Origin of the sequence: Kitasatospora sp. NPDC087315 (genome assembly GCF_044744345.1) — a bacterium.
Taxonomy (GTDB): Bacteria; Actinomycetota; Actinomycetes; order Streptomycetales; family Streptomycetaceae; genus Kitasatospora.
The window spans coordinates 161,307-187,488 of sequence record NZ_JBIUYD010000010.1 but is presented as its reverse complement, the minus strand read 5'-3'; the positions used below and the strand labels follow the sequence as shown (position 1 = coordinate 187,488).

Genomic DNA, 26,182 nt, shown 5'->3' with positions numbered 1-26,182 from the left:
CGGATCGAGAAGAAGGAGAACAGCACCGTGGTGTCAGACGGCAGGATCCTGGTCCACTTCGGCCCGCAACACGTCAGCGTCCACCGCTCCCGGGACGGCGAGCTGCAGCTGCTCACGAGGGAACGGCTTCCGTTCGGAGCCGGCCTCGCCGGCGAGGCCCTGGCGGAGCACGTCGGCGAGTTCTGCGCCGGGCTCAAGGAGTACGCCGAGGCCATCGACAACAAGACCACGCGACTGCACGCCACCGGGGTCTTCCAGCAGCTCCCGCAGCCGGAAGCGGCCGCGCTGGTCAACAGCGTCTACGTCGACACGAGCCTGTACTTCAACATCGTCGGGCCCGAGCTGGAGCGGTTCTACCTGGACACGGCCCTGGCCGCCTGCGGGTCGACCGACATGCTGGACGGCCTGGTCCGGGGCGAGTTCCGGACGGCCGTCGTCTGCGGCAGCTTCCAGCAGTCGCTGGGGGACATCGAGGGCACCATCGCCCGGCTGCGCGAAACCGGCACCGAGGTGCTCAGCCCCCGCAGCACCAGGATCAAGCCGGAGACCGAGGGCACCGACTTCATCCTCTTCGACTACCAGGACCTGCTGAAGAACCACCGCGACACCTGGCGGCACAAGTACGTGCACATGGACGCGTTTCGGCAGGCCGACGCCATCGTCGTGTGCAACCCGGGCGGTCGCGTCGGAAGCGGCACTGTCTTCGAGCTCGGCTTCATGTCCGCGCTCGGCAAGAGGGTCATCTTCACGGAGGAGCCCCAGGGCGTGTCGGTGTCCTTCCCCTGCGAGGTGGGCCTGGGCGCCTGAGCCCGACCCGCTGAGGACCGCCGCACCCGCCCCGTTCCCGAATCCACGCCCGGATCGTGTCGCGGTGAACGGTGCAGTCCCCGGAAGCAGGTCGCCTGCTCGTCCTCTCTGCCCAGCCCGACCCCGCTTCTCGGCTACGAAGATACGGAAAGGACTCCCGCCGGTGGAACACATTGACATAGCGCGCGACAGGCTGCGAGAGATCGTGGCGTCTGTCCTTGAGGTGGACAAGGACGCCATCGAGCCTGGTGCCCAGTTCTACGAGGAACTCGGCATGAGCTCCTTGGAGAAGACCGAGGTCGTGGTCGCGGTCGAGCGCGATTTCGGAGCCCTGTCCGCGCAGGAAGCGGCAGCCTTCACCAGCCTGGACGCCGCGGTGGCCGTGCTCGGCGAGCGGGTGAGGAGCCTCCAGCGGATCGACCTGATCGACCGCCTGGTGGCGCGCCATGTCTCCGCCGGCCGGGGCGACCGAGCCAGCTACCTCGACCCCCAGGCCGGGGAGATCACCTACGCGGGCCTCCTGGAGGCGGCCCGGGGGTACGCGGGCGCCCTGCGGGCCGCAGGAGTACCTGAAGGCGCCCGCGGCCTCCTGGTCGCCGACGACTCCGCGGCGACCGTGGTCGCCGTCCTCGGCCTGTGGTGGCACGGCTGCATCCCCGTCGTGGTCAGCCCGGTGCTCAGGGACGACGAAGTCCGCTACATCGCCGCCGACTGCGCCGCCGCGATGGTGCACCTGGACGCAGCGCCCGCGCGCCAGCGCGCCCTGGAGGAACTGTTCACCCCGACCACCCGCTTCGTCGGCGCCGACGTCCGCGCCGGCCTGACGACTGCCTCGGCCAGCCCCGCGTACCACCCCGAAGCGGCCGGGCCGCCGACCGAGTGGAGTGCGGGGAGCGAGGCGCTCATGCAGTACACCTCCGGCAGCACCGGTATGCCCAAGGGGGTGCGGCACTCGGCGGGCGCGATCGCGGCCATGGCCGACGGCGTCGGCACGGTCCTGGCACTGACGCCTGACGACACCGTGCTGTCCAGCGCCCGCATGTCCTTCGGCTACGGCTTCGGCAGCTCCGTCCTGTGCCCCCTGGCGGCCGGCGCCCGCGTCGCGCTCATCAGCGGCACCGTCGACGTCCACTCCCTTGCCGCCGCGCTGCAGCACCACCGGCCTACCGTGCTGTTCTCCGTCCCGCGGCTGTACGCGGCACTGCTGAACGCCTCCGCAACGGAGCTCGCCCCCGGCAGCGTCGACTCCGTGCGGCTGTGCGTGGCGGCGGGCGAGAACCTGCCCGGTCCGCTCGGCGAGCGGATCCGCGCCGCCTTCCACGCCGAGCTGCTCAACGGCCTCGGCGCGACCGAGGTCCTCTACATCGTCGTCGGCACCCCGCCGGAGGAGGGCCGGCCGGGGACCTTCGGGGTCCCGGTGCCCGGGATCACCGCGACCGTCCGCACGGCCGACGGCACGCCCGTCGCCGACGGGGAGCAGGGTCGGCTGCACATCGCCGGTCCGACCGTCGCGCTGGGCTACATCGGCCGGCCGGAGGCAGCGGCGGTCACCTTCGCCGACGGTGGCGCCTACACCGGCGACGTGGTGCGCCGTGCGCCGGACGGCACGTTCACCCATCTGTGCCGCGCCGATGACGTGCTCAACCTGGGCGGCTACAAGGTCGTGCCGAGTGAGATCGAGAGCGTCGTCCGCGGTGTCGACGGGGTCCAGGACTGCGTGGTGGTCGGCAGCCGCGACGCCGACGGCCTGGAGCAGGCCGTGGCGTACCTGGTGGCCCGGCCAGGATCCGACGAGGCCGTGGTGCGGCGCGCGGTGACCGCCGCGATCCGTGGCAGTCTCGCCGCCTTCAAGCGGCCCGCCCGTCTGGAGTTCCTCGACGAGCTCCCGACCACGTCGACCGGCAAGGTGGCCGCCTTCGAGCTGAGGAAGGCGGCAGCCCGACCGTGACCTGGGACATCACGGGCATGGCCGCCGTCGCCAACATCGGAGCCAGCCCCCAGGAGATCTTCACCGCGCTGTGCGCGGGCCAGGAGAGCCGCAGGCCCCTGATGGCGTTCGACCTGGACAAGTACCGGGCGGCCTACGCCTACGAGATCGACGACCGGCCCGAGGGTGGCGGCGACCTGCCGCGGCGCGCCACCCGCTGGCTGACCACCGTCGTGCGCCAGGCGGCCGCCGACGCCGGCCTGGGCGAGGACCTGGCCCAGGTGCCCGTGCTGGTCGGCACGACCATGCGCGAGCAGCGCAGCCTCGAACTGTGGTGGCGCGACGGCGCGGATATCGCTCTCGCCGACCTGCACTTCGGCACCGCGCTGAAGGCGGCCTTCGGGGCGTGCACTACATACACCTTCGCCAACGCCTGCTCCGCGTCGCTGTACGCGCTCGGCATGGCCACCGACATGATCGAGGCCGGCCTGGCCGACACGGTCGTCGTCGCGGGCACCGACGCCGCCACCGAGAGCGGCTTCGGCACGCTCGACCGGGTGCAGAACGACCTCCCCGACGCGCTGCGCCCTTTCGACGCGACCCACAAGGGCATGCTGATGGGGGAGGGCGCGGCGGCCGTCGTCGTCCAGCGCGCCGGCACCGGGAGCGGGCCCGTGCACGCCCGGGTGCGCGGGGTGTCCATGGGCTGCGACGCCCACCACGCCACCGCGCCCGACCCCGACGGCATCACCCGCGCGGTACTCGACGCCCACAGCAGAGCCGGGGTGCGGGCGAGCGACATCGACCTGGTGATGCTGCACGGCAGCGGCACCCCCCGCAACGACACGACGGAGGCGAGCGTCCTTCGCCGGATCTTTACCGGCGCGGGTGCGGGTCCGCGGATGACCGCTATCAAGGCGATGACCGGCCACACCCTGGGCGGTTCGGGACTGCTCAGCCTCGTGATGGCGGTGCTCGCTATGAAGGCAGGGACGGTACCCCCGGTCCTGGGACTCCTCGCCCCGATCCCCGAGGCCGCGGGACTGGGCCTGGTGCAGGGCGTTCCCGCATCCGTCGACCTGGCCATCGCTCAGATCGACGCGTTCGGCTTCGGGGGGATCAACGCCGTCGCGATCGTGGAGGCAGCCGGATGAGCGGGACGAGTACCGCACGGATGAGTAACCCGAGCGCCCGGGAGGTCGTCGTCACGGGCATCGGACTGGCGCTGCCCGGTGTCGCGACGTACGGCGACCTCCTCGGACCGCTGCCCGGCGAGGGCGGCTTCGACCCGGCAGCCGGGCTCAGCGGACGCGAGATGCGCCACAAGGACCGCGCGTCCCGGCTCGCCCTGAGGGCTGCCGAGTCCGCCCTCCACGACGCGGGCCTGACCGACGCCCACGCCACGTTCACGGGCGTGGTCGACTCGACCGCCGTCGTGGTCAGCACCAACCTGGGCAACGCGGACAGCGTCTGCGAAGCCACCGACACCATCGCCAGGGAAGGCGTCAGGGGCCTCAGCCCCTTGGGCCTGCCTCAGACATCCAGCAACGTCATCGCCGGCTGGGTGGCCATCCGCTACGGGCTGCGCGGCCCCAACCTCACCGTCTGCAACGGCGTCACCAGCGGTCTGGACGCCCTCGCCTGGGCCCGCAACCTCATCGTGGCCGGGCGCGCCGAAGCAGCCGTCGTCCTCGGCGTCGAACCGGCCAACGACGTGGCGACGAAGCTGCTCGGCGAGCAGTCCACCGACGCGGCGGTCGCGATCGTCCTCGAACCAGCGACTGCGGCCGCGTCCCGTGGCGCACGGCCGCGCGCCGTGATTGCCGGGTACGCACGGGCCCGGGATCTCGCCGCGGCGCTGACCTCCGCCGGTGTGACGGAGGAGGAGTCCGTCGGACTGTGGCTCGTGGACGAGGCGGGTGCCGGGGCGGGCCAGTTTCTCGCGGCCACGCGCCGGATCGACCTGGAAGCCCAGCTGGGCCCACTGTCCGGGGCATTGGGCGTCCTGCAGTGCGCGGCGGCGGCTGCCCATCTGGAGAGCGACGCCACCGGGAACGTGCTCGCCACGGCTGGGGGCCCTCGCCACGACGCGGCATCCGCTCTGCTGCTGACCCCTTGACCGACCACTCGTCCATCCACGCAGGAACGAGGGAACCCCCATGACCACTGCGTCCGTGAACATCGAGGATCTCCGCGCGCTGATAGCTGGCGTACTGGAGATCGAACCCGAGGAGGTCACCGACGAGGCGCACCTCACCGACGAACTCGACATCGACTCGCTGCTGACGCTCGAGATCTCGACCCGCGTGGAGACTGCGTTCGGCGTCCCGGAGAACACCGTGGTCATCAGCGGTGCCAAGACCCTCGCCGAGCTGCACGCCTTCGTCATCTCGAAGCTCGTCGGCGAGACGCCTGTTGGCCCGGTCATCCGCGCCAGGCCGCTGAGCGACCCAGCGGCACGCCTGTTCCTGTTCCACCACGCCGGCGGCTCACACCTGCTCTACCGGGGCTGGGCGGAGCACTTCCCGAAGGACTGGGAGCTCTGCCTCCTGGAGGCCCCCGGCCGAGGCCAGTTGCAGACCTTGCCGCTGATCGACGACTGCGACCGGCTGGTCGACTTCTTCCACACCGCTCTCGTTCCCTTGCTCGACCGACCCTTCGGGTTCTTCGGCCACAGCATGGGCGCCCCCATCGCCTACCAGCTGACCCGCCGACTTCACCACGAGGGGGCCCAGCTCCCGGCCTGGCTGGGTGTGTCCGCCTACGGCGCCCCGCGAGGCGAGGCCGGCGCCGACGGCCGCCCTCACCTGATGTCCGACGACGAACTGCGCGGCTGGCTGCGGAACGTGGGCGGCAGCCCCCCGCAGCTCCTCGACAACGACGCCGTCTGGCGCACGTTCGCCCCGGTGTTCCGTAACGACTTCAAACTCATGGACACCTGGGCTCCTCCTCGCGACCCCGAACCGCTGCCCGTTCCGCTCTCGGTATTCGGGGGCCGCCGCGACAAGCTGATCGGCGAGGACCGCCTACTCGCCTGGCAAGCGGTCACCACGCACTTCCGCGGACTCGAAAGGTACGAGGGCGACCACTTCTACGTGATGAACCACCGGCGGCCACTCGCGGCCGCCATCACGGCCGCGATGCGTTCCGCCGCTGCTTGAGCTCGCTCCCACCACCACGCCACCCGCTAGATGATCTATTCCAAGAGCGCCTGCGGATGGTGTGGGGGTGGGCCCTCAGGCGTCGGGGTCGACCTCGGGATGCGTGAACCGCACGGGCCTGCCCAACGACCGGGCGTAGACGATCTCGGCTCGGGTGCTGTCTCCGATGTAGTCGCCGACCACGAGCACCTCATCAGCGAGAAGGATCTTCGACCGGTGCAGCTCGTCGAGTCGAATCTTCAGCGCCTCGGCCTCGACAGGATTGGACCAGAGCTCGTGCGGCGACTTCAGGTCGCAGCCCGGCTTGACGACAATCCTCCCGGCCTTGGTCTCCCGCAGATCGGCCTCGGCCATCTCGGCCATGAAGCGGGTGGAGCCGCAGATCGCGACGATACGCGGGAAGTTCAGCTGCTTCTTCGCCTCGGCGAGCCGGTCCGCGGGGGTGATCACTTGCGGGGATGACACTGTTCCTCCTGGTGGTGCTGCCCGAGGGATGCCTGCGGAGATGCGAACGAAGGCGTCCAAGATCACCTTACGGCGAACCACGTGCACGCCCACGCGCCCGCACTCTATGCGATCCCTGGCTGGTGCCGCGTCGCCCGCCGGCCGGCCCTACGCCCCGCCAGTGCGATGCCGCACTGGTCACCCTCGCCACGAAGAGCCGGCGTCGCTCACCGCGTTCACCGCCTTGATCAGCCGATTCACGCGGCAATGCGCCGCGGTGTCGGCTTGGCCCGCCGGTCCCCTGCCGGCAGCTGGTGGCGGTGCCGGGTCGGGCTCGGGCACTGGCACCACCCGAACGAGGGAAACGCAATCAGATGACCGCATTGACGGAGGGTTGTCCGCTGGCGATCACCTCTGCTGCATGCCTGCAACTGCGGGCCGGGCCAGTTCCCTGGCCCGGCCCGGCCGCCGTGTCGAGGATGTGCCTGAACTCGTGGTAGATGCGGGCAGCAGTCGCGGGCGCAGTCAGGGAGTAGGCCCCCAGAAGTCCAACGTCGTAGCCGAACGGGAGCCGGCCCAGTTCTCCCAACGCTCACCCCGTACATCGCCCGCCGGGCCGAACGCCTCACCGGCACCCCGTGCCCGCGCCCTGATCGACCCGACCACCTGCCGCCCGCTCACTGACCACGAGCGCTGTGCGCTTCGACGAGGAGACCATGTCCACCGCATCTCACCAGCCCGGCCTCGGCAGCCCCACCGAGACTGTCGCCGCGCCTTCCACACCCGGCGCGCAGGAGCAGATCATGGCGGTCGCCGACACGCTGGTGCTCGCTTACGGACTGCACCCGGCAGAAATCACGCGGATCCCGGAGGGCACCGCGACGGACAACTACGCCATCGTCGACCAGACGGGCCGTCGGCACTTCGTCAAGGTCTATCGCACTCGAAGTAGCTTGGATCTGGATCTGGCGTCAGTCGAGCTGTCCGAGTACGCCGCCGACGGGGGCGTCGCCACCGCGCGGGCGACCCGCACGCGCCAGCACGAACTGATCGCGACCCACGGCCGCCTGCCGATGTCCCTGTGGTCGTACGTGCCGCACACCGAGACTGCCGAGGGCACCCTGACTGGTGCACGCTGGGCAGCGGTCGGCGCAGCGATGGGTCGTCTCCACAGCCGACTCGCCACTCACCCCGCCGCCGCACCCACCCTGGAACCTGGTGCCGCGGTGTGCGACGTTACCGCCGCACGTGACCGCCTCGACAGGCTGATTCTCGCGTACCAGCACAGGCCCAGGCAGGGGGAGTTCGAGACTTGGGCTCTGCGGGCGGCGTGTGAGCGACACGCCGTCCTGGGGGACGTCGAGCGCATCCTCGCTTCACTTCCACCGCTGACGGTCCAGGTCATGCACGGCGACCTGGCCGGCCCCAACGTCCTGCTGAAGACCGACGACGTCGCCGCGATCGTGGACTTCGGACCACCCACACCCGGGTACCTCGCCTGGGAAATCATGCGCCTTGGCTGTGACCCCAAGAGCTTCCAGTCCAACGGCGTCGAGAGGTGGCTCCAGGGATACGCCGACCTCGCCCTTGCCTATCGAGACGCCAACCCCACGGCGCCCGCAGACGACCTCCTGTCCTCGCTTCGCGTCGGCTGTGCAGCCATGCTCTGCTCGACCTTTCCGCTGTCGGCACCCGTGGAACGACCCCACCTCGTCGATGCCGCACTCGAGTCCTACGCGCGGGCACGGCACGAGGCCGCTCTGACGCTGCTGGAGCAGCTGCCTGTCCTGGAGGCGGCCCTGCGCGATGCTCTTCGCTGAGTCCATGACCCTCATGGCCGGCGTACTCGCGCAACCCGCGGGCCCGGACAGCGCACTCGACTGCCCGGGCCTGCTGTAGCAGCAGGGCACTCAGGGCCGGCCGACGGCGCGGCCGCCGCGCCCGGAGAGTGAGTGGAGGTGGAGTGGAGGCGACCGCAGTGGGTCAGGAGGGCGGGGCGGTGATCATCAGATGAGCCGCTCCACCTGAAGCAGCTCGTCGGGACCGACGTGGATCGCGGCGATGTCGGCGAGCCACTGTACCCACACCGGCTCGATGCCGGGCGCAGCCTCGAACTCGGCGTCCGTCACGCGTCCCTTGGCGTAGGCGACCGTCCGGTCTGCCAGCTCCTGTAGGGCGTCGGGCGTGATCCAGCGGACGTTCTTCGTCTCGCGGGCGCTCGGGGTGAGGTCGCCGGTGACGGTGGCCTGGTAGATGGTCCAGTCGTGGCCGGTGCCGCGTGCGCCGGGGAGGCGGCGGCATCGGTTGCCCCGCCAACAGCCTCCGACGTGGGTGAGGCCGGTGACGGTGAGGCCGAGTTCTTCCTCGACCTCGGCGCGGCCCGCGTCCTCAGCGGTCCCGTGGTCGTCGATGTGGCCGACGGTTGGTGCCGTGCCGGGCGGGAAGGTGGCGCGGTCGAACATCAGGAAACGGCCCTGGTGATCGGTGATGACGATGCCGACCGAGGTGTTGTCGCAGGTCTTCATGGTCTCGCTCCTCGTGGGGCCTGAACGTCACCGGCATACGGTGGCACGCCCTGCTTCACGGAAATCCTGCCAGGGCCAGAGCACCTCGTACGTGGACCACTCCTCACCTGGCGAGGCCATGCTGGCCCGACCGCCCCGGCCCGGCTCGCCGGGGAGGCGCGGGAACCGGCGCCGAGGCCGTCACGCCGAGCTCGGTGCGGAGCGGGGGTCACAGGGTGTCGGCCTCGGGGAGCAGGGCGAAGGACAGGGTCGGGACGGCGTGTGGTCCGCACAGCGGTCGCAGCATCTGGGGGGAGACGACCTCCTGAAGGAACACCTCCTGGATGAACTGCACCTCGGCCCGCAGCAGATGAGACGTGCTCCCCGCGGCGGCGAGGTTCTTGCGTCCGACCGCGACATGGATGTGCGGGGCGAGGGCGTCGTTCTCCGGGCTCCAGGCGAGGGTGGCGGAGCCGACGGCCTCCACCGTGTGCAGGACCGTCTCCTCCCACACAGGAGCCTCCGGGTCCTCCAGCGGGCCGTTCATCCCCACCAGACTCACCTGCCGGAACCCGCCGAGGAACATCGGGATGATCGCCTGCCGGATCCCCATCTCCGCGCAGAAGCCGGTCAGCCCCGCGACGAAGTCGTCGCCGTCATCGAAAGCCAGCACGAAGCTGCGCCCCATCGTCAGTTCTGCGTGCCGCATCAGCCACGTCCCTCCGCGGTCGTCCCGGCGGGAGCGAAGGTGGCGAGGATCGCGTCGCGGTGGGCGCCGCTGCGCAGCAGGACCGTCAGCAGAAGACGGGCCTTGTACGGGTCGAGGTGCCCGGCCCCGATCAGGCCCCGGTCCAGCAGGTCCTTCTCCGAGCCGGGGAATCCGTACGCGCGTGTGAGGGTGGTGCCGCCCTCGGCGCGGGAGGCGAGGACGACCGGGATCCGCTGACCGGCCTCCTGGAGGACGGGCACCCAGGCGGCGGGCACGTGACCGACTCCGAAGCCGGCGATGACCATGCCGTCGACCTGTTCGAGGAGCGGCGCCAGCAGCGTGCCGTCGTCACCGAGGGACGCGGTGTACAAGCCGACGCGCGCCGGGCGGGTCATCGCCGCGGCCAGCGGGAGGGGCTTGTGCGCGGGGATCGCCAGGAGCCGCAGGCGGCCTTCGGCCACGGTGCCCAGGGGGCCGGTGTCGGGTGCGGTGAACGCGTTCGTGCTGGTGCTGTGGGTTTTGCGGACCCGCGTGGCGTCGAAGACCTGGTCGTTGAAGACGACCAGGACGCCCAGGCCGCGGGCCTGGGGGCTGGCCGCGACGGTGACGGAGGCGAGCAGGTTGGCCGGTCCGTCGGCCCCGGCCAGGTAGGGGGCGCGCATCGCGCCCGTGATGACCAGAGGCGTCTCGCCCGCGTACAGCAGGCTCAGCAGGTAGGACGTCTCCTCCAGGGTGTCGGTCCTCTGGGCCACTACGAAGCCGTCGAAGGTGCTCTCACTGTCCAGGGCCTGCAGCTGGCCGGCGAGGTCCTCGATCTCGTCGAAGGCCAGGGAGGCGCCCGGCTTGGTCGTGAAGGACTGCGTCTTGACGACGATGCCGATGCCGGCCAGCTGCGGCACGGCCGCGAGCAGGTCCTCCGCACTCAGCGTGGGGTGCGCCGCGCCCTCCGGGGTGGTGGGGGTCATTGTGATGGTGCCGCCGAGGCTGATCGCGAGCACCTTGGGAGAAGGGGGGCTTGGCTTCGTCAACGCACATTCCTCGGATCGCGGTTGGAGCAGGGCGAGTTGAGCTTATCCGCCGTCATTTTGGCTGCCCAGGCTGCCGATGAAGCGAAGCGTCTGGTCGAGTGCCTTGAGCGTGAGAAGGCGGCTGCGGGGGCGCAGCATGCTGGTGAGCCCCTCCTCGGCGAGGCCGTGGCTCCGGCCGGTCAGCCAGTTCCAGTCCAGCTCGAGGTAGTCGGCCAGGGCCTGCAGCCGGGCCGTCGGCGTCGGCCCGTCGACCAGACTGTGGGCCCGCACGTGGCCGATCACCTCCTGGTAGGGAGCCACCTCCCGTCGCGCGCTGGTGGTGGCGACCCGCCAGACGGATTCCTCGCGCACCCAGTTCGCCAGGATGGCCTGGTTGAGTGCCAGGACGAACCCCTCGACCTCTTGGTACTCCTGCTCGGTGGTCAGCCACACTTTGACCCCGTACATCTCCATCATGGCGATCGTGAGAAACAGGAGAATCCGCTCATAACTCTCACTTGAGCGCACGGCGGACTCTGGGACGCAAAACGCGCGACCGAGCGCGCTTCCTGGTCCCGAGAAGCGATCGGCGACGTTCTGCAAGTAGTCGTGTTTGTGCCTGAAGAGCAACCATGGTGCGCATTCCTCCCCGGTGGCTTCGCGGGTCCAGAACGCCGGCGCCTCGGGAAGGTCACGGAGATGGCGGACGATGTACTGGGCGCAGAGACTGGAGCCCAGCCATGCGGCGCCGATGGGGGAGAGGTCGGGCATCTCGGATCGCGGGGGCGCCGAGTTGCTGATCCTGACGTAGTGCCGAAGTTGCTCGGCACGGTCGGAGAGCGGACTGTCGTCCGCCAGCAGGCCGTCGTCCATGACGTACAGCGCCCAGATGATGGCGTAGACCAGGTCGTCCAGCTGGTAGGCGAGCGGTACGCGCGGGCCCTGGCCCGCACAGAGGTTCTGGCGGGCGAGCGCGGCGTCCATCACGTACAGGCCGGACCCGCCGGCGGCACCGGGGGAGGCCAGAATCACGCCCCTGCGCGAGGAGCGGACGAAGGTCTCCAGGTGGGGGAGGTCTGCGGAGCTGATCTCCATGAGGTCGCCGCGGGGCTCAGCTTCATAGATCTGCACACCGATCGAGGTGCCGTCGAAGTGCCGTCCGCCGGCGAGCTCCCAGCTGCCGAAGACGCCAGCGTCCGGTTCGCCGGGGACGTGCCGGGACGTGGGCCAGGTGTAGTCCAGGGTTCGTACCGCGGTGCGCGTCCTTCGGTCCAGGGGGCGGGGGCGGACGACGTCGCGTGCGGGGACGAGCTGGAAGAGGGCCTCGACCTTCTTGCCGAAATAGGCCTCGAGGATGGTGCGCAGGTCTCCGCGGGGGATGTGGGTGCCGGCCAGCCACCGTTTGTAGGTAGCCGGGGAGGGCCGGACCCTAGCGAGTCGCGGCTCTTGTAACGCTTTCGCGGCGTCTTCGGCCATGATCGGCCAGAGGACCCGGAACTTGTTAGGTGAAGCGCAGTTGAGCTCTGGAGCGTCCAGCAGGTGGTACAGGAGCGGCACGACGGTCCGGGCCCGTGACTCCCGTGGCTCCTCCGGGTGAGTCATGTCGTCCATACCTAATCCGTTGTGAAGGTGGTTCCGGAAGCTTCCAATGAGGCTCCCGGACTGTCTGTGCGTGACGGACGCCTGTTCGGCGCGGGCAGGCCGGTTGTCGCGTCCGCCGCGGGGATCGCGTCCTTGCGCGCGTGGCCCTGGGGCGCGTCGGGGGCTACCACGGCGTGCCATCGGCTGCGCGCCGGATCATGTCGAGGCTCGTCTTGGGCTCAAGTGCGTGGCTTCGCAGATCGGCCAGCCTCGGGTCCACGAGGTCCTCGTAGAAGGCTTCCATCCCGTTGACGTGGGCGGTGAGGGGCCCTTCGGGAAGGTCGAGCTGGATTCGTTCCGTGTCGATCGGGAGGCAGGCGGACATCGGGACGACGCGGATCTCCAGTGCCGTCTCCTCGGCAAGGTGAACGAGGTGTTCCATCTGCCCGGCGTGGAGCTGGGTGCCGCCGAACCGGCGGTGGAGCAGCGTCTCGTCCAGGAGGACGACGGTGCTCGGTGCGCCCGGAGCCCGGAGCCGTGCGGCGAAGGCGGCCGTGCGGACCCGGTGAGCCTCGCGCTGCCAGGCTTCGACGGCGGACCAGTCCGCCAGCAGGTTGCCGCAGTACGGCTGGCACAGCCGGCATCCGGTGCCCGGTAGGGCGCCCAGTGACGCGTGCTCACGGTGGTGACGTGCCGTGGTGCCGGGCCTGCTCTGCCACACGGCTTCCTCCAAGTCGGCGGTGCGCAGCGGCACCGGCGGAATCTGGTGGCTGCTGGCGATCAGGATGCTGTCGGCGCGCTCCTCGATCAGCTGGTACCGGTGCGGCCATCCGAAGCCGGAGTCGATGTAGCAGTGGCGCGTGAAGCCGGCCATGAGGTGTCGTTGGTGGCCCAGGACGCAGTCTTGCCAGTCGTCGGCGGCGTGCTGGCCGGCGCCGTAGGCGCGGGCCAGCGTCAGGCCTTCGCCCGCCAGCACCGCGCTGCGCAGCAGGGGGTGGCGTCCGGCTTCCACCGCGGTGAGGGTCTCGGGTGCGGGCCGGAGGTGGGCGGGGAGGCGCTCGGCGACGGCGGTGACGGTGTCGTCCTGGCATTCAAGCAGGTGCCGTAGGTGTTCGCCGAGGATGCGGTCCGCCAGGGGCGTCTCGCCGGAGGGAAGGAAATTGATCATGGTGTGCCCGGTGTGTGCTCAGGGCCGCCTCGGCGGCGCTTGGGGCTGAGGAGGTGGGTGGTGGGCGTGTGGTGGGCCGGTCTGCGGCCGGTGCGCCTCACGGCCGGCGGCTCTCGTGCGCGGCGGTGCCGGTGCGGGGGACACGGACCACACCGCCGTACTCGATCACGGCCGGGGCCCGGTCTGCAGAGGGGAGCTGCCGACCGGCGGGCGGGGTGTGCCCGTCGGCCGTCCAGGCGGCGACGTCACCAGGGTGGGAGCCGGCGCGTTCCAGGCTGAGCAGCGGCGCGGCGACGTCGCCGGGGGCTCGGACCTTCCCCCACTTGCCGCGGGTCGTCCGGCTCATCAGGCGGGTCAGGCGGTGGCGCGTGCGGCGGGCGGGTGCGTATGCCCGGCCGGAGCCGATCGCGCGGGCCAGGCGGGGCAGTGGGGTGTGTCCGTACCGGAGTGCGGAGCCGCTGGTCCGCTGGTGGGTGGCGAAGAGGGCGGCGGTGAGCATGGCCGGCTCGTGCAGGTGGGCGGGAAGGTCCGCGGTGATGCGGGGCCGGGCCGGGCCGATCTCGATGGTGAACGGTTCCAGCTCGGCCAGTTCGTTCTGGACCGTGACAGCAGCCGTCTTGAGCATCGAGCCGGCCACCCGGCTGCCGTCGGCGACCGTGGGCTCGATCTTTTGGATCGTCATGTGCAGGTCATCGGAGGCGATCGGGGCGATCACGCCCGGGTATCGGGAGGTGATCTCGCCCAGCCGAGCGAAGTAAGCCAGGACCTGCGGCTGGTCCTGCGGCAGCCACAGGACGTGCGGGCGCACCCAGTCCTCGTCCGGCTCGCCCGCGCGGCCCCAGCGGCGAGCGGCGGTCATGAACTCCCTCACGTTGCCTCCTTGGGGTTCTTGCTGGGGTCGATGTCGACGTAGACCGGCCGGTGGCCGGACGCTGGCTCGCCGGCCGTGCTGACGTGGACGCCGTAGCGGACAAGGGCGGGGGCGACAGGCCAGGTTACGAAGACGAGGCCGATGCGGTGCTCGGCCCAGGGGCGGGGGCGCCCTGCCCATGTCGCCTCGCTGGGGGCGCGAGCCGGTTCAGTCTCCTTGCGAGCCATAACCCGTGTCGGAAGGCCCCGCCCCATCCGGGGCGGGGCGCGACGGTCCGTGTGTGTCGGCGGGTGCCGCACGCGGCCCGGCCGAGCTATGGGCGGTGATGGTGAGGCTGGAGAAGTCTCTGCCCTGGACGACGGGGCCGTACTGCGCGCCCCCGCAGATCTGGTTCGTCACCGTACCTTCACTCGTGCGTACCGACTGCGCCTGCTGCCACCAGCTCTCCAGGGCGAGGCGGAAATCAGTGTCGAGCGCAGCGCGCACAGCAAGAGCCGTGCTCAACCGCTGGGCTCGCTCCAACGTGTCGGGTTCCTGTGCCAGCGCCGCGAGTTCAGCCTCACCGGGACTCACCACGAGCGTATCGGGCTCACCGTTGGCCTCGCCGCGCCGGACCGGGCGGTGGATCAGCGCGCTCAGCGCGGTCCACGCCTGTCGGCCGGCTTCGCCGCCGATGCCCCCTGCCAGAGCAGCCAGCGCGGCCGCCGAGATCGGATCCATCACCACTCCCCAGTCCTCGACGAAGTCGGCCCGCATGGTCGGCGTGCGGGGTGGGTTGCGGTGCCGGTGGGGGAGATCACCTGGCGGCTCCGGTGGTTTCGCTGGTGTGGCAGGGGTGGCTGCTGGGGAGCAGTTTGAGTCCGTGCAGGATGAGGGCGGCGTGGGCGGCGCCGTCGGCTCCGAGCCGTTTGTAGAGGCGGTGGAGACGGGATTTGACGGTGTGGGGGCTGAGGCTGAGTTCCTGTGCGATCCTCTTTTTGGAGCGTCCGACTGCCTTGAGTCGGAAGGCCTCCAGTTCCAGCTCGGGCACCTTGGGTTCCTCGTCCGACGAGCGAAGGGTCGCCGGCGGGTTGAGGAGCCCCACCCGGCAGGCGGTGTCGACGGCCTGGACCCGTCCGGTGGCGTGGAGGGCGTCGAGGATGTTGTCGACCCAGGTGCGTGCCGCGTGCAGGGACGCTTTATGGGCGTCGGCGATCTGATCGTTCGTCTTGCCGAGAGCGATCAGATCGAGCACGTCTGACTCGCGGGCGGTCAGGACGAGGCGGGTGCCGCATGTGGTGCACGGTCGGCCCTCGACAAAGGGGGGCCGCGCGGGGGAACGGTACAAGGCTTCCTCCCAGGAAGACGTGATGGGCAGATCGGCCGTGGACCGTACACGCGGAGCCGACGGCCGGACGCCGTGGTCGCGCGGCAGGGCCGCTGCCGCGCGACCACGGCGCTGGTCAGACCAGCCAGTTAGCGGCTAGCCGCCGGTCAGACCGGGATTTCCGTGGACGTCGGAGCGGTCCAGATCGGCAGCTCGCCGGTCGACGGAGCGGTCCAGATCGGGATTTCCGTGGACGACGGTGCAGCCCAGATCGGCAGCTCGCCGGTCGCGGCGGAGGCGGAGGAGGAGGCGAGCACGGCTACGGATGCGATGGCAGCGGTTACGGCTGCGGCCGCGATGGTACGACGAAGCATTGGGTTTCTTTCTCTGACGGATTTGCGGTTGGTCATAGGAGCGCCGTCGGCTTGACCGGGTCGGCGTTTCCACGGTGGGGCGCGTGCCCGCTGGGTGCTGCGGTTCACGGTTGTACCCGTCGGAGGTGGTGTTCGAGGCGGTTGGTGTCGCGGCTGCTGCGCAGGGCCTGGTACTGGGTGAGGCTGGCGGTGTACCAGGCGGTCGCGGCGTCCGGCAGGCCGGAGCGTTCGGCGTCCTGGCCGAGGAATTCGGTGGTGCGGGCCTGCCAGTGGCGGTGGCCGATGGCGGCGAACGCGTGGCGGGCCTGCGTGAGCGTGGTGACGGCGAGGTCGTGCCGGCCGTCGAGGGAGTGTGCTTCGCCGAGGTAGGCCAGCGAGCGGGCCGAGTTGAGCGGGTCGGGCGGCTGGAGGGCGGTGAGGTCGGTGCGGGCCTGATGGAGCAGGGCCACGCCGAGGGTGGTGTTGCCCTGGCGGGCGGTGGCGGAGCCCAGCAGGATCCCGGCGAGGCCGGCGCCGCGGTGGTCGCCGAGTTCGCGGTAGAGGGTGATGGCGTAGGCGAGGAAGGAGTCGGCCTCGGCGTACCGTTCGGCGTCGTGGAGGGCGGCGCCGGTCCCGGAGCTGTACTGGGCGATCCCGCCGGGGTCGTTGTCCGCGCTGGCGATGTCGGCCGCGCGGCGGTAGTGGGCGACGGCTTCCTCGTGGCGTTCGGCCGCCACCAGGCCCAGGGCGAGGCTGGAGGACATCTCGCGGATCGCCATCCGGTCGCCCCAGACGGTGGCGGAGCGCAGACCGGTCTCGTAGACGGAGATCCACAGGTCGCTGTCGCGGTGGTAGTGCAGGAGCGGCCACAGGTCGCTGGCCAGGACACACACCATCTGGTGGAGGCCGAGGGCGGCCCCGGCGGCCAGGGCGGGCGGCACTGCCGGGGCGATGGCCTCCAGCCAGTCGAGTGCCTCGCGCCGGGTGGTGAAGCGGACGGGTTCGGAGGGCCGGCCGTAGGTGCGGGGCAGGACGCGGTGGTGGGGGGTGAGCAGCTGGGCGGTGGCGCGGGCGGTCGCCACGAGGTGGTCCAGGTAGCCGGTGACGGCGTGGGCGGCGTCCTGGGCGGCGGTGGTGGTGCTGGTTCCGGTCACGTGGGTGCGGACGGGGTGGCGCATGGTGTAGAGGTCGCCGCGTACCGGGGCGCGGCCGGCGGTGTCGAGCAGGCTGCGGGCGGCGAGCTCCCGCAGGTGGTACTGGGCCTGCTGGCGGGTGGTGCCGGTGGCGGCGGCGCCGGCCGCGACGTCGAGGTCCGGGGCGGGCACGAATCCGAGGAGCCGCAGGAAGCGGGCGCTGTCTTCCGGGAGGCGGGCGTAGGCGGCAGCGGCGGCGAGGTGCACGGGGTCGTCCGATCGGCTCGGGGCGGGGGGAAGGGGACGGGAGCGGGGCAGGGAGCGGTCCGGCTGGAGGACGAGGTCGGCGGCGGCGAGACTGATGGCCAGCGGCAGGCCGCCGCACGCCTCGACGAGCGCCGCCGCGGCGCCGGGATCGCGCCGGGTGCGGTCCTGGCCGATGATCCGGGCGAGCAGCTGGACACCGTGGACGGCCGGCAGCGGGCCGAGCCGCTGGTGGGCGGCGCCGTGGGCGAACAGCGGGGTCAGAGGCTCCCGGCTGGTCACCACCAGCAGGCAGCCGGCGGCGGCCGGCACCAGGGGCAGGACCTGCCCGGCGTCGGCGGCGTCCTCCAGCACCACCAGGAGCCGCCGCGTCGCCGCCACCGACCGCCACAGGCCCAGCAGTTCCTCCTCCGCCCACGGCAGAGCGGCACTGTCGTCGCCGAGTCCGAGCGACCGCAGCAGCGACCGTGCGGCTTCCGCGACCGGCGCCGCCCCGCCGGGCGCACCGGCCCGCAGCCGCACGACGAGCTGCCCGTCGGGGTAGCGGCCGACGTTGCGGTGTGCCCATTTGGCGGCGACGGTGCGCTTGCCGACGCCGTCCGTTCCGCTGATCATCACGACGGGCGCCGTCTCACCCGGTGGCCCGTCGAGCAGGGCGTCCAGCGCCTGGAGCGCCGCCTCGCGGTCGGTGAACGTCGCGGGCACCGGGCGGAGCTGACGCGGCACCGGCCGCGCGGGCGGCGCCGGGGCGTGGACGTGGACATCGCCGTGGACCTGGCCGGCCTGGACGACGGTCCCGGACTCGCCGCCGCTCACACTGTTGTGGACCCCGTCGCCCACTACGCCCCCAGCGCTCCGGCGCGTGCGCCCAGGCCGGTGTGCGTGCCGTCGGCGGCGGTGCGCTGGCGGGGCAGCGGCGTGGACACGGTGCCGTGGGCGGCCAGGTCCACGGCGGTGTCGGCCAGGGCCCACATGCTGAACGCCTGAGGGAAGTTGCCGACCTGGCGCTTCTCGCGCGGGTCCCACTCCTCGGCGAGCAGCCCGACGTCGTTGCGCAGCGCGAGGAGCTTGTCGAACAGTTCGCGGGCCTCCGGGGCCCGGCCGATCATGGCGAGGGCGTCGGCCAGCCAGAACGAGCAGGCGAGGAAGGCGCCTTCGTGGCCGGTGAGGCCGTCGACGTTGGCGCCGTTCTCGTCGTGCGTCGGGTAGCGGAGCACGAAGCCGTCGACGGTGGACAGTTCGCGCTGGACGGCCTCGATGGTGCCGATGACACGCTTGTCGTCCGCGGGCAGGAAGCCCACCCGGGGGATGAGCAGGAGGGCCGCGTCCAGCTCCCGGCCGCCGTAGTACTGGGTGAAGGTTCCCCGCTCCGGGTCGTAGCCCTTCTCGCAGACGTCCTGGTGGATGGTCTCGCGCAGCTCGCGCAGCCGGCTGAGCGTCTTCCTGGTGGTGGACGGGCGGCGGTCCAGCATCGTGATGAGCCGGTCGAAGAAGACCCAGACCATCACCCTGGAGTGGGTGAAGTGGCGGCGCGGGCCGCGTACTTCCCAGATTCCCTCGTCCGGCTCGCGCCACTGCTGTTCCAGCTGGCCGGCCATGGCCAGCAGCCGTTCGTCGCAGTCCCGGTCGGGGGTGAGGCCGGCGTCCTCGGCGGCGAGGAGCGCGTGGGCGACCTCGCCGTAGACGTCGAGCTGGAGCTGGCCGGCCGCCCCGTTGCCGACGCGTACGGGGCGTGAGCCCTCGTAGCCGGGCAGATGCTCCAGAACCCGCTCGGCGAGGTCGAGTTCACCGCCGAGCCCGTACATGATCCGCAGGTCGGCGGGGTCGATGGTGGAGGTGAGCCAGTCGCGCCAGGCGCGGGCCTCGTCGGGGAAGCCGAGTTTCACCAGGGTGGCGACGGTCAGCGCGGCGTCGCGCAGCCAGGTGTAGCGGTAGTCCCAGTTCCGTTCGCCGCCGATGTCCTCGGGCAGGGAGGTGGTGGGGGCGGCGACAATGCCGCCGTCCATGTGGCACAGGCCCTTGAGGGTGATCGCCGCGCGCAGGACCGCGCTGCGGTCCGGGCCCTGGTAGGTGGAGCGGCTGGACCAGGTGTCCCAGTACGCCTGGGTGTCGGCCAGGGCGGCGAGGCCGTCGGGGAGTTGGGGGGCGGGCATGCGTGAGGGGTGCCAGGTCAGGGAGAGCACCACGTTCTGGCCGGCGGTGACGGCGAAGTCCGCGCGGCTGGTGCCCTGGCGGCCGGGGCTGTGCCGCAGTCCGCCGAGGCAGTACGCGTCGGGGCCGGCGGTGGCGCTGAGCCGGGCCCGGTCGTGCTGTCCGGTGCGCCGGATCCGGGGGGTGGTGCTGCCGTAGCCGGGCCGGGGCCGGAAGTCGGAGGCGACGCGGACCTGCCCGGTGAGGCCTTCGACGACGCGGATGATCTGGGCCGGGGCCCGGTCGGTGGCGTCCGGGGCGGGCATGAAGTCGGTGACCCGCACACTGCCGGTGGGGGTGTCCCATTCCTGTTCCAGGATCAGGGAGTTGCCGCGGTAGCGGCGGCGGGTGGCCGGGGGCGGCGTTGTGCCGTCGTAGACGGCGGGCGCCACCTGCCAGAAGCCGTGGCCGGCGGTGCCGAGCAGGCCGGCGAACACGGCCGGGGCGTCGAAGCGGGGCAGGCACGCCCAGGTGATGGTGCCGTCGGTGCGGATCAGGGCGGCGCTGGCGGTGTTGCCGATGAGGGCGTGGTCCTCGATCCGGGCGGGCGGGGCGGTGCGGGGCATGGGGAGTCCTGACATGGGTGCGGTGGGCGGGTGGGTGCTCAGGGCCGGGTGGTGGCCAGGGCGCCCAGGTGGGTGAGGGCGGCGCGCACGGTCTCACCGAGCGTCGGCTCCACGGGGAGCCAGGGCATCCGCGCGTGGATGGCGGCACGGGCGGTGGCCTGCACGGGATCACGCGGGTCGCAGCCGACGACGACCGTGGTCTTCGACCGGCCGAAGAGGTGCAGCTCGTACAGGTCCTGCACGCGGTCCAGACCGAGCGGGCGCCAGAACATCGCGATGTCGCAGCGGCCGATGGTCTGGTCCTGCCAGCCGTTCGGGCGCCACGCCCAGAACGGGTCGAAGCGCGGGTTGCGCGAGGGCCGGGGGCTCAGGACCGTGCCGGTGAAGCCGGCGGTGGCGAACAAGTTGACGGCCTCGGCCTGCCAGTCCGGGCAGCCCATGCTCTGCCCCGCGAGGTAGACCGAGGGGCGGCCGTCGGGATGGAAGTTCTGCGGGGCCTCGATGTATTTCACGAGGCCTGCTGGTCGCAGTGGGTGGGGAGTTGGTCGGCGGAGCCTGCGGCGGTATCTGCCGCGAGGGTGATCGCTACTGCCTGGAGCCGACTGACCGCTCCGCTGGCGTAGCCGCGGAGCGTGGTCGTTGCCACCCCCATGATCTGGGCTGCCCTGCTCGTGGGGTGCTTCGCGAGGAACTCCAGCGTCCTCCCGTGCAGGTAGGGGTCCAGCTCCCCGTTGGTGACACCGTTGTCGGCGATGACTGGCGACGGCTGCTCCTGTCGGGTGTCGGCGGTCTCGGCTGGTGGTTGCGGGTGTGGTGGGACGTTCATCGGCTCTCTGTGCTCGAAGGAGTGCGGCCCTGGCCCGGACGGCCGCCATGGGGGTGGTGCCGGTGGTGCGGGAGGTTCAGTCGGCGGGTGGGCGCCGGTCGGCGTGGTCGCCGGTGGGAGTGACGTGGTGGTTGACCAGGCGGTCGACGGTGACGAAGGTGCTGAGAGCGACGACCGCGAAGATGCCCAGGTACAGCGGCCGGCCGGCTTCGGCGCGGTACTGCACGAGGTAGAGGGCGGCGGCGCCGACCTGGACACCGATGACGAAGCAGACCGCCGAACAGGCCGCGCGGCCGGACCGGCGCCGCGTGCTCACGCCGCCGGCCCGTTCGGGCGGGTGGCGCGGTCCAGGGGAACGGACGGCCACGCGGGGTCGATGTCGCTCAGGAGCGTCAGGCCGGCGAGGACGCCGACGACACTCGCCTGGGCCTGGCTGCCGACACCCAGGTCGGACAGGAGCGTCCTGGTGTAGGCGCGCATCGTGGCGGGCGTGACGCCGAAGTCGGCGGCCAGCTCGGGCGTGCTCCGCCCCCCGGCCCAGCCGCGCAGGATCTGCCGCGGGCGCGGGGCGAGGCACGGGGTGACGGCCAGGGCCGCGCAGGGCTCGGCGGAGTCGGTGATGATCCGCCGGGCGGTGGCCCAGGCGGCGAGCTGCAGCACGGTGCGGGTGCCCGTCCTGGCCAGCAGCGCCCTGATCGCGTCGCCAACTTGGTGGCGCTCCAGCGCGAGCGTGGGGTCGGCGGCGATCGTGCCGTGGCCGGCCCCGGCCGCGACCAGGACGAGGAGCGCGATGTCCTGGCCGGTCAGGCTGGGCACGGGCGTGGTGGGGGCGGCGAGGCGGGCCAGCAGCCGGGGACCGAGCCGGGCGGCGTCGGTCGTCCCGATGACGAGGACCAGGTCGTCCGGCTCGGTGAGGGAGGCGATCAGCTCCGCGGTGCCCGGTTCGTGGGGGCCCGAGCGGATGCGGTGGACCGCGTCGGCGCCGAGGGCTTCGCGGGCGGCCTCGGCGACGGTGTCGAGCGGATCGTCGGCGTGCACGCTCGTGAGCGGGGTGCTGACCGGCAGCAGCACCGCCCGGTCCGCCTCGGCGAGGGCCGCGCCGAGTTCGGCGGCGTGGGCGGTGGCGCGGGCGAAGCCGTCCGGCTGCAGCACGGCGATCACTGAGCCCTCGGTGAGCATCCGGGCGGCCGCGACGTCCTCGGCGACCTCGCGCGGGTGGCGGGCCCGGGAGTCCACGACCGTGATCCCGGCCTGCGTGCCGAGGCCGGCCAGCGAGCGGTCGACGCCGCCGAAGGCGACCAGGCGCTCCGCGATAGCGGATGCGTCCTCGCCGGCGACGAGCGCGGTGGCGATGGCCGCGCACGCGGCCATCGCGTGGTGACGGCCGGCAAGCGGCAGGACGAACGCGTACTGGGCACCGTCGTGCTGGAGGGTGAGGTGGTAGGCGACGCCCGTCCACCGGGGTGCCAGGACCCGCACCTCGTCCGTGTCGGCGAGACCGACGGTGACAATGCGAGGGCCGGGCCGGAAGGTCAGACGCTCGCGCAGGATCCGCACGCCGCTGTCCCAGCTCGGCAGGACGACCGTGCCGGCCGACCGGGCGAGGCGCTCGGCCGCGTCCAGCCCCTCGATGTTGTCCGTGTAGTGCGGGGCGGTGGCGGCGGTGGCCGTGATCAGTGCCACGGCCGGCTTCGGCGTGCTCACCAGGTAGTGGCGGGAGGGGCGGTGCTGCCAGGCGCCGGGCGGCGCGGCCTCGTGGGTCGCGGTGTCGGGGCAGAAGTCCACGACCAGCCGCCCCGCTGCCCCGTGACCTGCCGCCAGGCCGCGGGCCGGGGCGGTGAGGATCCAGCCCGTCCGGCCGTCGTCGAGCGCGGCGGCCAGTACCGCCGCCGCCGTCGCGGTGCTGTGGCTGCCGCCGACCGCGACCGCCTCCGGTCCGGCCTGCGCGCACGCCGCGGCCAGCGCGTGCGTGCGGGCCAGCACCGGCAGCCCCAGTTGCTGGGCCCGGTCGAGCTCGGGGTGCGGGCCGACCACGACGCCGGACCACACCACCGCCGTGCGGTCCTCGGTGACGTGCCCGGCCTTGGACCCCATCATGATCCGCACGCCGGCCGCCGTGAGCTGCTCGACGGTCCGGTCGTGCTCTTCCCCGGGGGCGACGGAGCCGGTGACGTCGGCGCCCCGCCCGGCCAGCCACTGGGCCAGCCCCGCCATGCCCGGGACGGCGACATCGACCAGGTGCGCCCTGGTCAGCACGTCGGGCAGACCGGTGGCGGGGGTCGCGCCTTCGTGTTCGTGCGTGTGGCGTTGGACGACGGTGTCCATGAAGGTCCTCCAGCAGGTGAGGGCAGGGTAGGAGGTGGAACCGGGTCGGCCGCGGGCTCCAGGGGTGTGGCGCCGCGGCCGACCCGGGGCTCATGCCTGGGTGAGACCGCGCTCCAGCTCGGCGTCGGTGACGCGGGCGGAGTGATGGTCCAGGTCCAGGCGGGCGACGCGGGCCAGGTGCGCGGTGACCAGCTCGTCGAGCAGGTCACCGGCCAGCTCGCTGGTTTCGAAGGCGGCCAGGGCCTCGGCCAGGGACTGCGGAGCGGGTGGGGCGTTGAGGTTCTGGTAGGCGTCGCCGCTGGTGGCGGGCGGGGGCTTGAGTCCGGCCTCGACGCCGTGCCGGATCCCGGCCAGGACGGCCGCCAGCGCCAGGTAGGGGTTGGCGTCCGCACCGGGCAGCCGCACCTCCAGCCGCAGGCTGCGGCCGTGGCCGACCACCCGCACCGCGCACGATCTGTTGTCCCGCCCCCAGGTGAAGCGGGAGGGGGCGAAGGAGTGGTCGGCGAAGCGCTTGTAGCTGTTCACGTACGGCGCCCACAACGGGCCGAGGACCGGCAGCACGGCCAGGAGCCCGGCCACCGCCTGCTCTCCCAGCTCCGACAGGGCGGTCCCGTCCTCGGGGTCGGAGGTCAGCACCGGCAGGCCGTCGACGTCGTGCAGCGAGACGTGCAGGTGCATTCCGCTGCCGACCCCGGTGGCAGGCGCCGCCATGAACGACGCCGTCAGGCCCTGCTCGTCGGCCACCGTCCTCGCGGCGTGCTTGAACAGCAGGTGCTGCTCGCACGCCGCCGTCACCGACCCGTAGGGGAAGGTGACTTCCAACTGGCCGTGGGCGCCTTCGGCCTTCACCGCCTCGACGGGCAGGCCCGCCTCGGCGAGTACCTGCCGCAGACGCCTGCCGAAGTCGGCGACCGGCCCCGGCAGGTCGAGCGCGTAGTCGCGGTTGTCCCAGGTGACGGGACGAAGCCCGCGCCACCCGGCCGCCGCCGCATCCCGGGCCGCGCCCTCGTAGAGGACGAACTCCGTCTCGACGCCCACCTTCGCGCTCAGGCCCAGGCCGGCGAGGCGGGTGAGCTGCTCGGTCAGCAGAGTGGCCGGCGCCAGCGGGTGCGGCCAGCTGTCCTCGACCGGAGCGGCGAAAACCACGACGGCGCCCGGCACCCACGGCAGGACCCGGGCCGAGGAGAGGCCGGGCAGCAGCGCGACGTCGCCGAAGCCGTTCTCCCAGGAGAACTCGCCGGTCTTGGGGGCGGTCATGCCCAGGTCGGTGCCGATCACGTACCCGCACATCTCCGGAGAGATCCCGCCCGACCGAAGCCGCTCCAGCAGCACCCGGGCGTCGAACGCCTTGCCCTTGAGCCGGCCCTGCACATCGACCGCCGCCAGGAGCACCGTGTCGATCCCGTGAGCGTCCACCAGCTCCCACAGCCGGCCCACCGGGGAAGGCACGGAAACCGTGCTCCGGGCCGCCCGGGACCGGGCGGCACGCATCACCGCCCTCATACGACCTGCTCCTCAAGCGCCGCCATCTGCGGGTCGTCGACGACCGGCACGCTGTACTTCCGGCCCGCCATCCGCCACCACAGCGCCGACATCACCAGAACCACCACGAGCGTGACCGGCGCGTAGTTGAACGTCTCGGCGGTGACCGGGCTGGTCTGCGGCAGGCACACCAGCACCGTCACCACGGCCACCCACCCCACCGCGAGGACCCCGACGGGGCGGCTCCACCGGCCCAGGTGCCACGGCCCCGGCCGGAACCGCCCGCCCTTGCGCAGCCTCAGGAAGACCGGGATCGCGTACGCCGGCGTCATGCCGATCACGTTCACCGCCGTCACCGCGCCGTAGGCGGCCGTCGACCACAGCGAGGGCAGCGCCAGCACGAACGCCGCACCCACGGCCAGCCAGACCGCCCGGGCCGGCGTTCCGTTGCCGGACACCCGCCGCCACAGCGCCGAGCCGGGCAACGCGTTGTCCCGCGAGAACGCGAAGATCATCCTGCTGGCGGCGGCGGTCTGGGCGGAGCCGCAGAACAGCTGGGCGCCGATCACGACCAGCAGGAGCAGCTTCGCCCCGGTGTCGCCGAGCGCGTCGAGGAAGATCTGGGCCGGCGGCACGGCCGCCCCCACCGTGCGGTCGTAGTCCTGCACCGCGAACAGCAGCCCGGCCAGCAGGACGCCTCCGACCAGCAGCGACACCCAGATCGAGCGGACGATTCCGCGCGGGGCAGCCAGCTGCGCATCGGTCGTCTCCTCCGACAGGTGCGCCGAGGCGTCGTACCCGGAGAACGTGTACTGGGAAAGGAGCACCCCGATCGCCGACACGTAAAGCGGATTCGTCCACCCGGTGCCGTTCGCGAAGTGCCCGAACACGAAGGACGCGGACTGGTGGTGGGAGGGAACCACCCACAGCACACCGACGATCACCAGGACACCGAGCAGGTGCCACCACACCGAGACGCTGTTCAGCACGCTGACCACGTGCACCCCGCGCAGGTTCACCAGGGCATGCAGGACCAGAACGGCCGCGAAGATGCCCAGCACCACCCCGGGGGTCGGCTCCACACCCCACTGCAGGCCCGCGAGTGCCGCGACGAAGCTCGCGGCACCGTAGTCGATCCCGGCAATCCCGGCAATCCCGCCCAGCAGGTTCAGCCACCCGGTCACCCACCCCCACCGCGGGCCGCCCAGCCGGTGCGCCATGAAGTACAGGGCTCCGCTGGTCGGGTAGGCGCTGGTGACCTCGGCCAGGGCCATCCCGACCAGCAGCACAGCCCCGCCGACCCCGACCCAGCCCCACATCATCACGGCCGGGCCGCCGGTCAGCAGCCCGAACCCGAACAGCGTCATGCACCCGCTCAGCACCGAGATGACGGAGAAGGAGACCGCGAAATTTCCGAACGGCCCCATCCGGCGGGTGAGTTCGGGCTCGTACCCGAGCGATCTCAGATGGTCGTCCTCTCCCCGGGCCGGGGCCGTGCGATGGGAAACGGGCATGGGTGAACCTCCGGAAGCGGAAAGGCGGGGGAAAAGACAGAGGG

General features: G+C 72.0%; 24 protein-coding genes. 6 read left to right on the top strand and 18 right to left on the bottom strand.

Annotated elements, in window-relative coordinates:
* Positions 1-30 precede the first annotated feature (30 nt).
* From ACIO5D_RS16660 to ACIO5D_RS16640, 5 genes are all read left to right on the top strand, one after another.
* Complete coding sequence (locus ACIO5D_RS16660; RefSeq protein ID WP_400795858.1) at positions 31-807, top strand: nucleoside 2-deoxyribosyltransferase; 777 nt, start codon at positions 31-33, stop codon at positions 805-807.
* A gap of 163 nt (positions 808-970) precedes the next feature.
* A complete protein-coding gene (locus tag ACIO5D_RS16655; protein ID WP_400795855.1) occupies positions 971-2,755 on the top strand; it encodes an AMP-binding protein in 1,785 nt (594 codons plus the stop codon).
* The gene (locus ACIO5D_RS16650) at positions 2,752-3,888 is read left to right on the top strand and encodes a beta-ketoacyl synthase N-terminal-like domain-containing protein (RefSeq protein WP_400795853.1); all 1,137 of its coding nucleotides are present in this window, start codon (positions 2,752-2,754) and stop codon (positions 3,886-3,888) included. The genes ACIO5D_RS16655 and ACIO5D_RS16650 overlap by 4 nt, the downstream gene beginning before the upstream one ends.
* Before the next feature lie 20 nt (positions 3,889-3,908).
* On the top strand, positions 3,909-4,853 hold the full coding sequence (locus ACIO5D_RS16645) for a beta-ketoacyl synthase N-terminal-like domain-containing protein (protein WP_400795850.1): 945 nt from the start codon (positions 3,909-3,911) through the stop codon (positions 4,851-4,853).
* A 40-nt stretch (positions 4,854-4,893) separates the two neighbouring features.
* On the top strand, positions 4,894-5,895 hold the full coding sequence (locus tag ACIO5D_RS16640) for a thioesterase domain-containing protein (RefSeq protein WP_400795847.1): 1,002 nt from the start codon (positions 4,894-4,896) through the stop codon (positions 5,893-5,895).
* A 75-nt stretch (positions 5,896-5,970) separates the two neighbouring features.
* Here ACIO5D_RS16640 and ACIO5D_RS16635 read toward each other — a convergent pair whose 3' ends face one another.
* A complete protein-coding gene (locus tag ACIO5D_RS16635; protein WP_400795845.1) occupies positions 5,971-6,360 on the bottom strand; it encodes a hypothetical protein in 390 nt (129 codons plus the stop codon).
* Between the two features lie 674 nt (positions 6,361-7,034).
* Between ACIO5D_RS16635 and ACIO5D_RS16630 the strand changes: the two genes are divergently transcribed.
* Positions 7,035-8,159, top strand: a complete 1,125-nt coding sequence (locus tag ACIO5D_RS16630) for a phosphotransferase enzyme family protein (protein ID WP_400795842.1) — start codon at positions 7,035-7,037, stop codon at positions 8,157-8,159.
* Between the two features lie 186 nt (positions 8,160-8,345).
* Here ACIO5D_RS16630 and ACIO5D_RS16625 read toward each other — a convergent pair whose 3' ends face one another.
* The 17 genes from ACIO5D_RS16625 to ACIO5D_RS16545 form a co-directional block, all read right to left on the bottom strand.
* The gene (locus ACIO5D_RS16625) at positions 8,346-8,864 is read right to left on the bottom strand and encodes an NUDIX hydrolase (RefSeq protein WP_400795839.1); all 519 of its coding nucleotides are present in this window, start codon (positions 8,862-8,864) and stop codon (positions 8,346-8,348) included.
* A 208-nt stretch (positions 8,865-9,072) separates the two neighbouring features.
* Positions 9,073-9,552: a PPC domain-containing DNA-binding protein gene (locus ACIO5D_RS16620; RefSeq protein ID WP_400795836.1), complete on the bottom strand. Its 480-nt coding sequence runs from the start codon at positions 9,550-9,552 to the stop codon at positions 9,073-9,075.
* Positions 9,552-10,580 (bottom strand): asparaginase, encoded by a 1,029-nt coding sequence (locus ACIO5D_RS16615; RefSeq protein WP_400795833.1) that lies wholly within the window; start codon positions 10,578-10,580, stop codon positions 9,552-9,554. Before ACIO5D_RS16615 ends, ACIO5D_RS16620 begins: the two co-directional genes overlap by 1 nt.
* Before the next feature lie 42 nt (positions 10,581-10,622).
* The gene (locus tag ACIO5D_RS16610; protein ID WP_400795830.1) at positions 10,623-12,170 is read right to left on the bottom strand and encodes a hypothetical protein; all 1,548 of its coding nucleotides are present in this window, start codon (positions 12,168-12,170) and stop codon (positions 10,623-10,625) included.
* Positions 12,171-12,324: 154 nt separating this feature from the next.
* On the bottom strand, positions 12,325-13,308 hold the full coding sequence (locus ACIO5D_RS16605; protein WP_400795827.1) for a Scr1 family TA system antitoxin-like transcriptional regulator: 984 nt from the start codon (positions 13,306-13,308) through the stop codon (positions 12,325-12,327).
* Positions 13,309-13,405: 97 nt separating this feature from the next.
* Positions 13,406-14,179 (bottom strand): hypothetical protein, encoded by a 774-nt coding sequence (locus tag ACIO5D_RS16600; protein WP_400795824.1) that lies wholly within the window; start codon positions 14,177-14,179, stop codon positions 13,406-13,408.
* Between the two features lie 207 nt (positions 14,180-14,386).
* Entirely contained in the window at positions 14,387-14,935 is a 549-nt protein-coding gene (locus ACIO5D_RS16595; protein WP_400795821.1) for a hypothetical protein, read from the bottom strand.
* A 40-nt stretch (positions 14,936-14,975) separates the two neighbouring features.
* Complete coding sequence (locus ACIO5D_RS16590) at positions 14,976-15,506, bottom strand: response regulator transcription factor (RefSeq protein WP_400795818.1); 531 nt, start codon at positions 15,504-15,506, stop codon at positions 14,976-14,978.
* 146 nt (positions 15,507-15,652) lie between these two features.
* A complete protein-coding gene (locus ACIO5D_RS16585; protein ID WP_400795815.1) occupies positions 15,653-15,895 on the bottom strand; it encodes a hypothetical protein in 243 nt (80 codons plus the stop codon).
* Between the two features lie 68 nt (positions 15,896-15,963).
* Positions 15,964-18,075 carry a hypothetical protein gene (locus ACIO5D_RS16580; RefSeq protein WP_400795812.1) on the bottom strand — a complete coding sequence of 704 codons (2,112 nt, stop codon included), beginning with the start codon at positions 18,073-18,075 and terminating at the stop codon, positions 15,964-15,966.
* A complete protein-coding gene (locus ACIO5D_RS16575) occupies positions 18,075-19,991 on the bottom strand; it encodes a glycoside hydrolase family 15 protein (protein WP_400795810.1) in 1,917 nt (638 codons plus the stop codon). Before ACIO5D_RS16575 ends, ACIO5D_RS16580 begins: the two co-directional genes overlap by 1 nt.
* Before the next feature lie 38 nt (positions 19,992-20,029).
* On the bottom strand, positions 20,030-20,503 hold the full coding sequence (locus ACIO5D_RS16570) for a hypothetical protein (RefSeq protein ID WP_400795808.1): 474 nt from the start codon (positions 20,501-20,503) through the stop codon (positions 20,030-20,032).
* Complete coding sequence (locus ACIO5D_RS16565) at positions 20,500-20,817, bottom strand: hypothetical protein (RefSeq protein ID WP_400795806.1); 318 nt, start codon at positions 20,815-20,817, stop codon at positions 20,500-20,502. The genes ACIO5D_RS16570 and ACIO5D_RS16565 overlap by 4 nt, the downstream gene beginning before the upstream one ends.
* 76 nt (positions 20,818-20,893) lie before the next feature.
* Complete coding sequence (locus tag ACIO5D_RS16560) at positions 20,894-21,133, bottom strand: hypothetical protein (protein WP_400795803.1); 240 nt, start codon at positions 21,131-21,133, stop codon at positions 20,894-20,896.
* A complete protein-coding gene (locus tag ACIO5D_RS16555; RefSeq protein ID WP_400795801.1) occupies positions 21,130-23,142 on the bottom strand; it encodes a Mur ligase domain-containing protein in 2,013 nt (670 codons plus the stop codon). The genes ACIO5D_RS16560 and ACIO5D_RS16555 overlap by 4 nt, the downstream gene beginning before the upstream one ends.
* A gap of 90 nt (positions 23,143-23,232) precedes the next feature.
* Positions 23,233-24,591: a glutamine synthetase family protein gene (locus ACIO5D_RS16550; RefSeq protein ID WP_400795798.1), complete on the bottom strand. Its 1,359-nt coding sequence runs from the start codon at positions 24,589-24,591 to the stop codon at positions 23,233-23,235.
* A gap of 50 nt (positions 24,592-24,641) precedes the next feature.
* Positions 24,642-26,138, bottom strand: a complete 1,497-nt coding sequence (locus ACIO5D_RS16545; RefSeq protein WP_400795795.1) for an amino acid permease — start codon at positions 26,136-26,138, stop codon at positions 24,642-24,644.
* Between the last annotated feature and the right edge of the window lie 44 nt (positions 26,139-26,182).

Excerpts from the sequence above, each read along its gene's own strand:
- ACIO5D_RS16645 (WP_400795850.1), top strand. The coding sequence starts at position 3,909 with ATGAGTAACCCGAGCGCCCGGGAGGTCGTCGTCACGGGCATCGGACTG.
- ACIO5D_RS16640 (WP_400795847.1), top strand. The coding sequence starts at position 4,894 with ATGACCACTGCGTCCGTGAACATCGAGGATCTCCGCGCGCTGATAGCT.
- ACIO5D_RS16625 (WP_400795839.1), bottom strand. The coding sequence starts at position 8,864 with ATGAAGACCTGCGACAACACCTCGGTCGGCATCGTCATCACCGATCAC.
- ACIO5D_RS16620 (WP_400795836.1), bottom strand. The coding sequence starts at position 9,552 with ATGCGGCACGCAGAACTGACGATGGGGCGCAGCTTCGTGCTGGCTTTC.
- ACIO5D_RS16610 (WP_400795830.1), bottom strand. The coding sequence starts at position 12,170 with ATGGACGACATGACTCACCCGGAGGAGCCACGGGAGTCACGGGCCCGG.
- ACIO5D_RS16605 (WP_400795827.1), bottom strand. The coding sequence starts at position 13,308 with ATGATCAATTTCCTTCCCTCCGGCGAGACGCCCCTGGCGGACCGCATC.
- ACIO5D_RS16595 (WP_400795821.1), bottom strand. The coding sequence starts at position 14,935 with ATGCGGGCCGACTTCGTCGAGGACTGGGGAGTGGTGATGGATCCGATC.
- ACIO5D_RS16585 (WP_400795815.1), bottom strand. The coding sequence starts at position 15,895 with ATGACCAACCGCAAATCCGTCAGAGAAAGAAACCCAATGCTTCGTCGT.
- ACIO5D_RS16575 (WP_400795810.1), bottom strand. The coding sequence starts at position 19,991 with ATGCCCCGCACCGCCCCGCCCGCCCGGATCGAGGACCACGCCCTCATC.
- ACIO5D_RS16565 (WP_400795806.1), bottom strand. The coding sequence starts at position 20,817 with ATGAACGTCCCACCACACCCGCAACCACCAGCCGAGACCGCCGACACC.
- ACIO5D_RS16555 (WP_400795801.1), bottom strand. The coding sequence starts at position 23,142 with ATGGACACCGTCGTCCAACGCCACACGCACGAACACGAAGGCGCGACC.
- ACIO5D_RS16545 (WP_400795795.1), bottom strand. The coding sequence starts at position 26,138 with ATGCCCGTTTCCCATCGCACGGCCCCGGCCCGGGGAGAGGACGACCAT.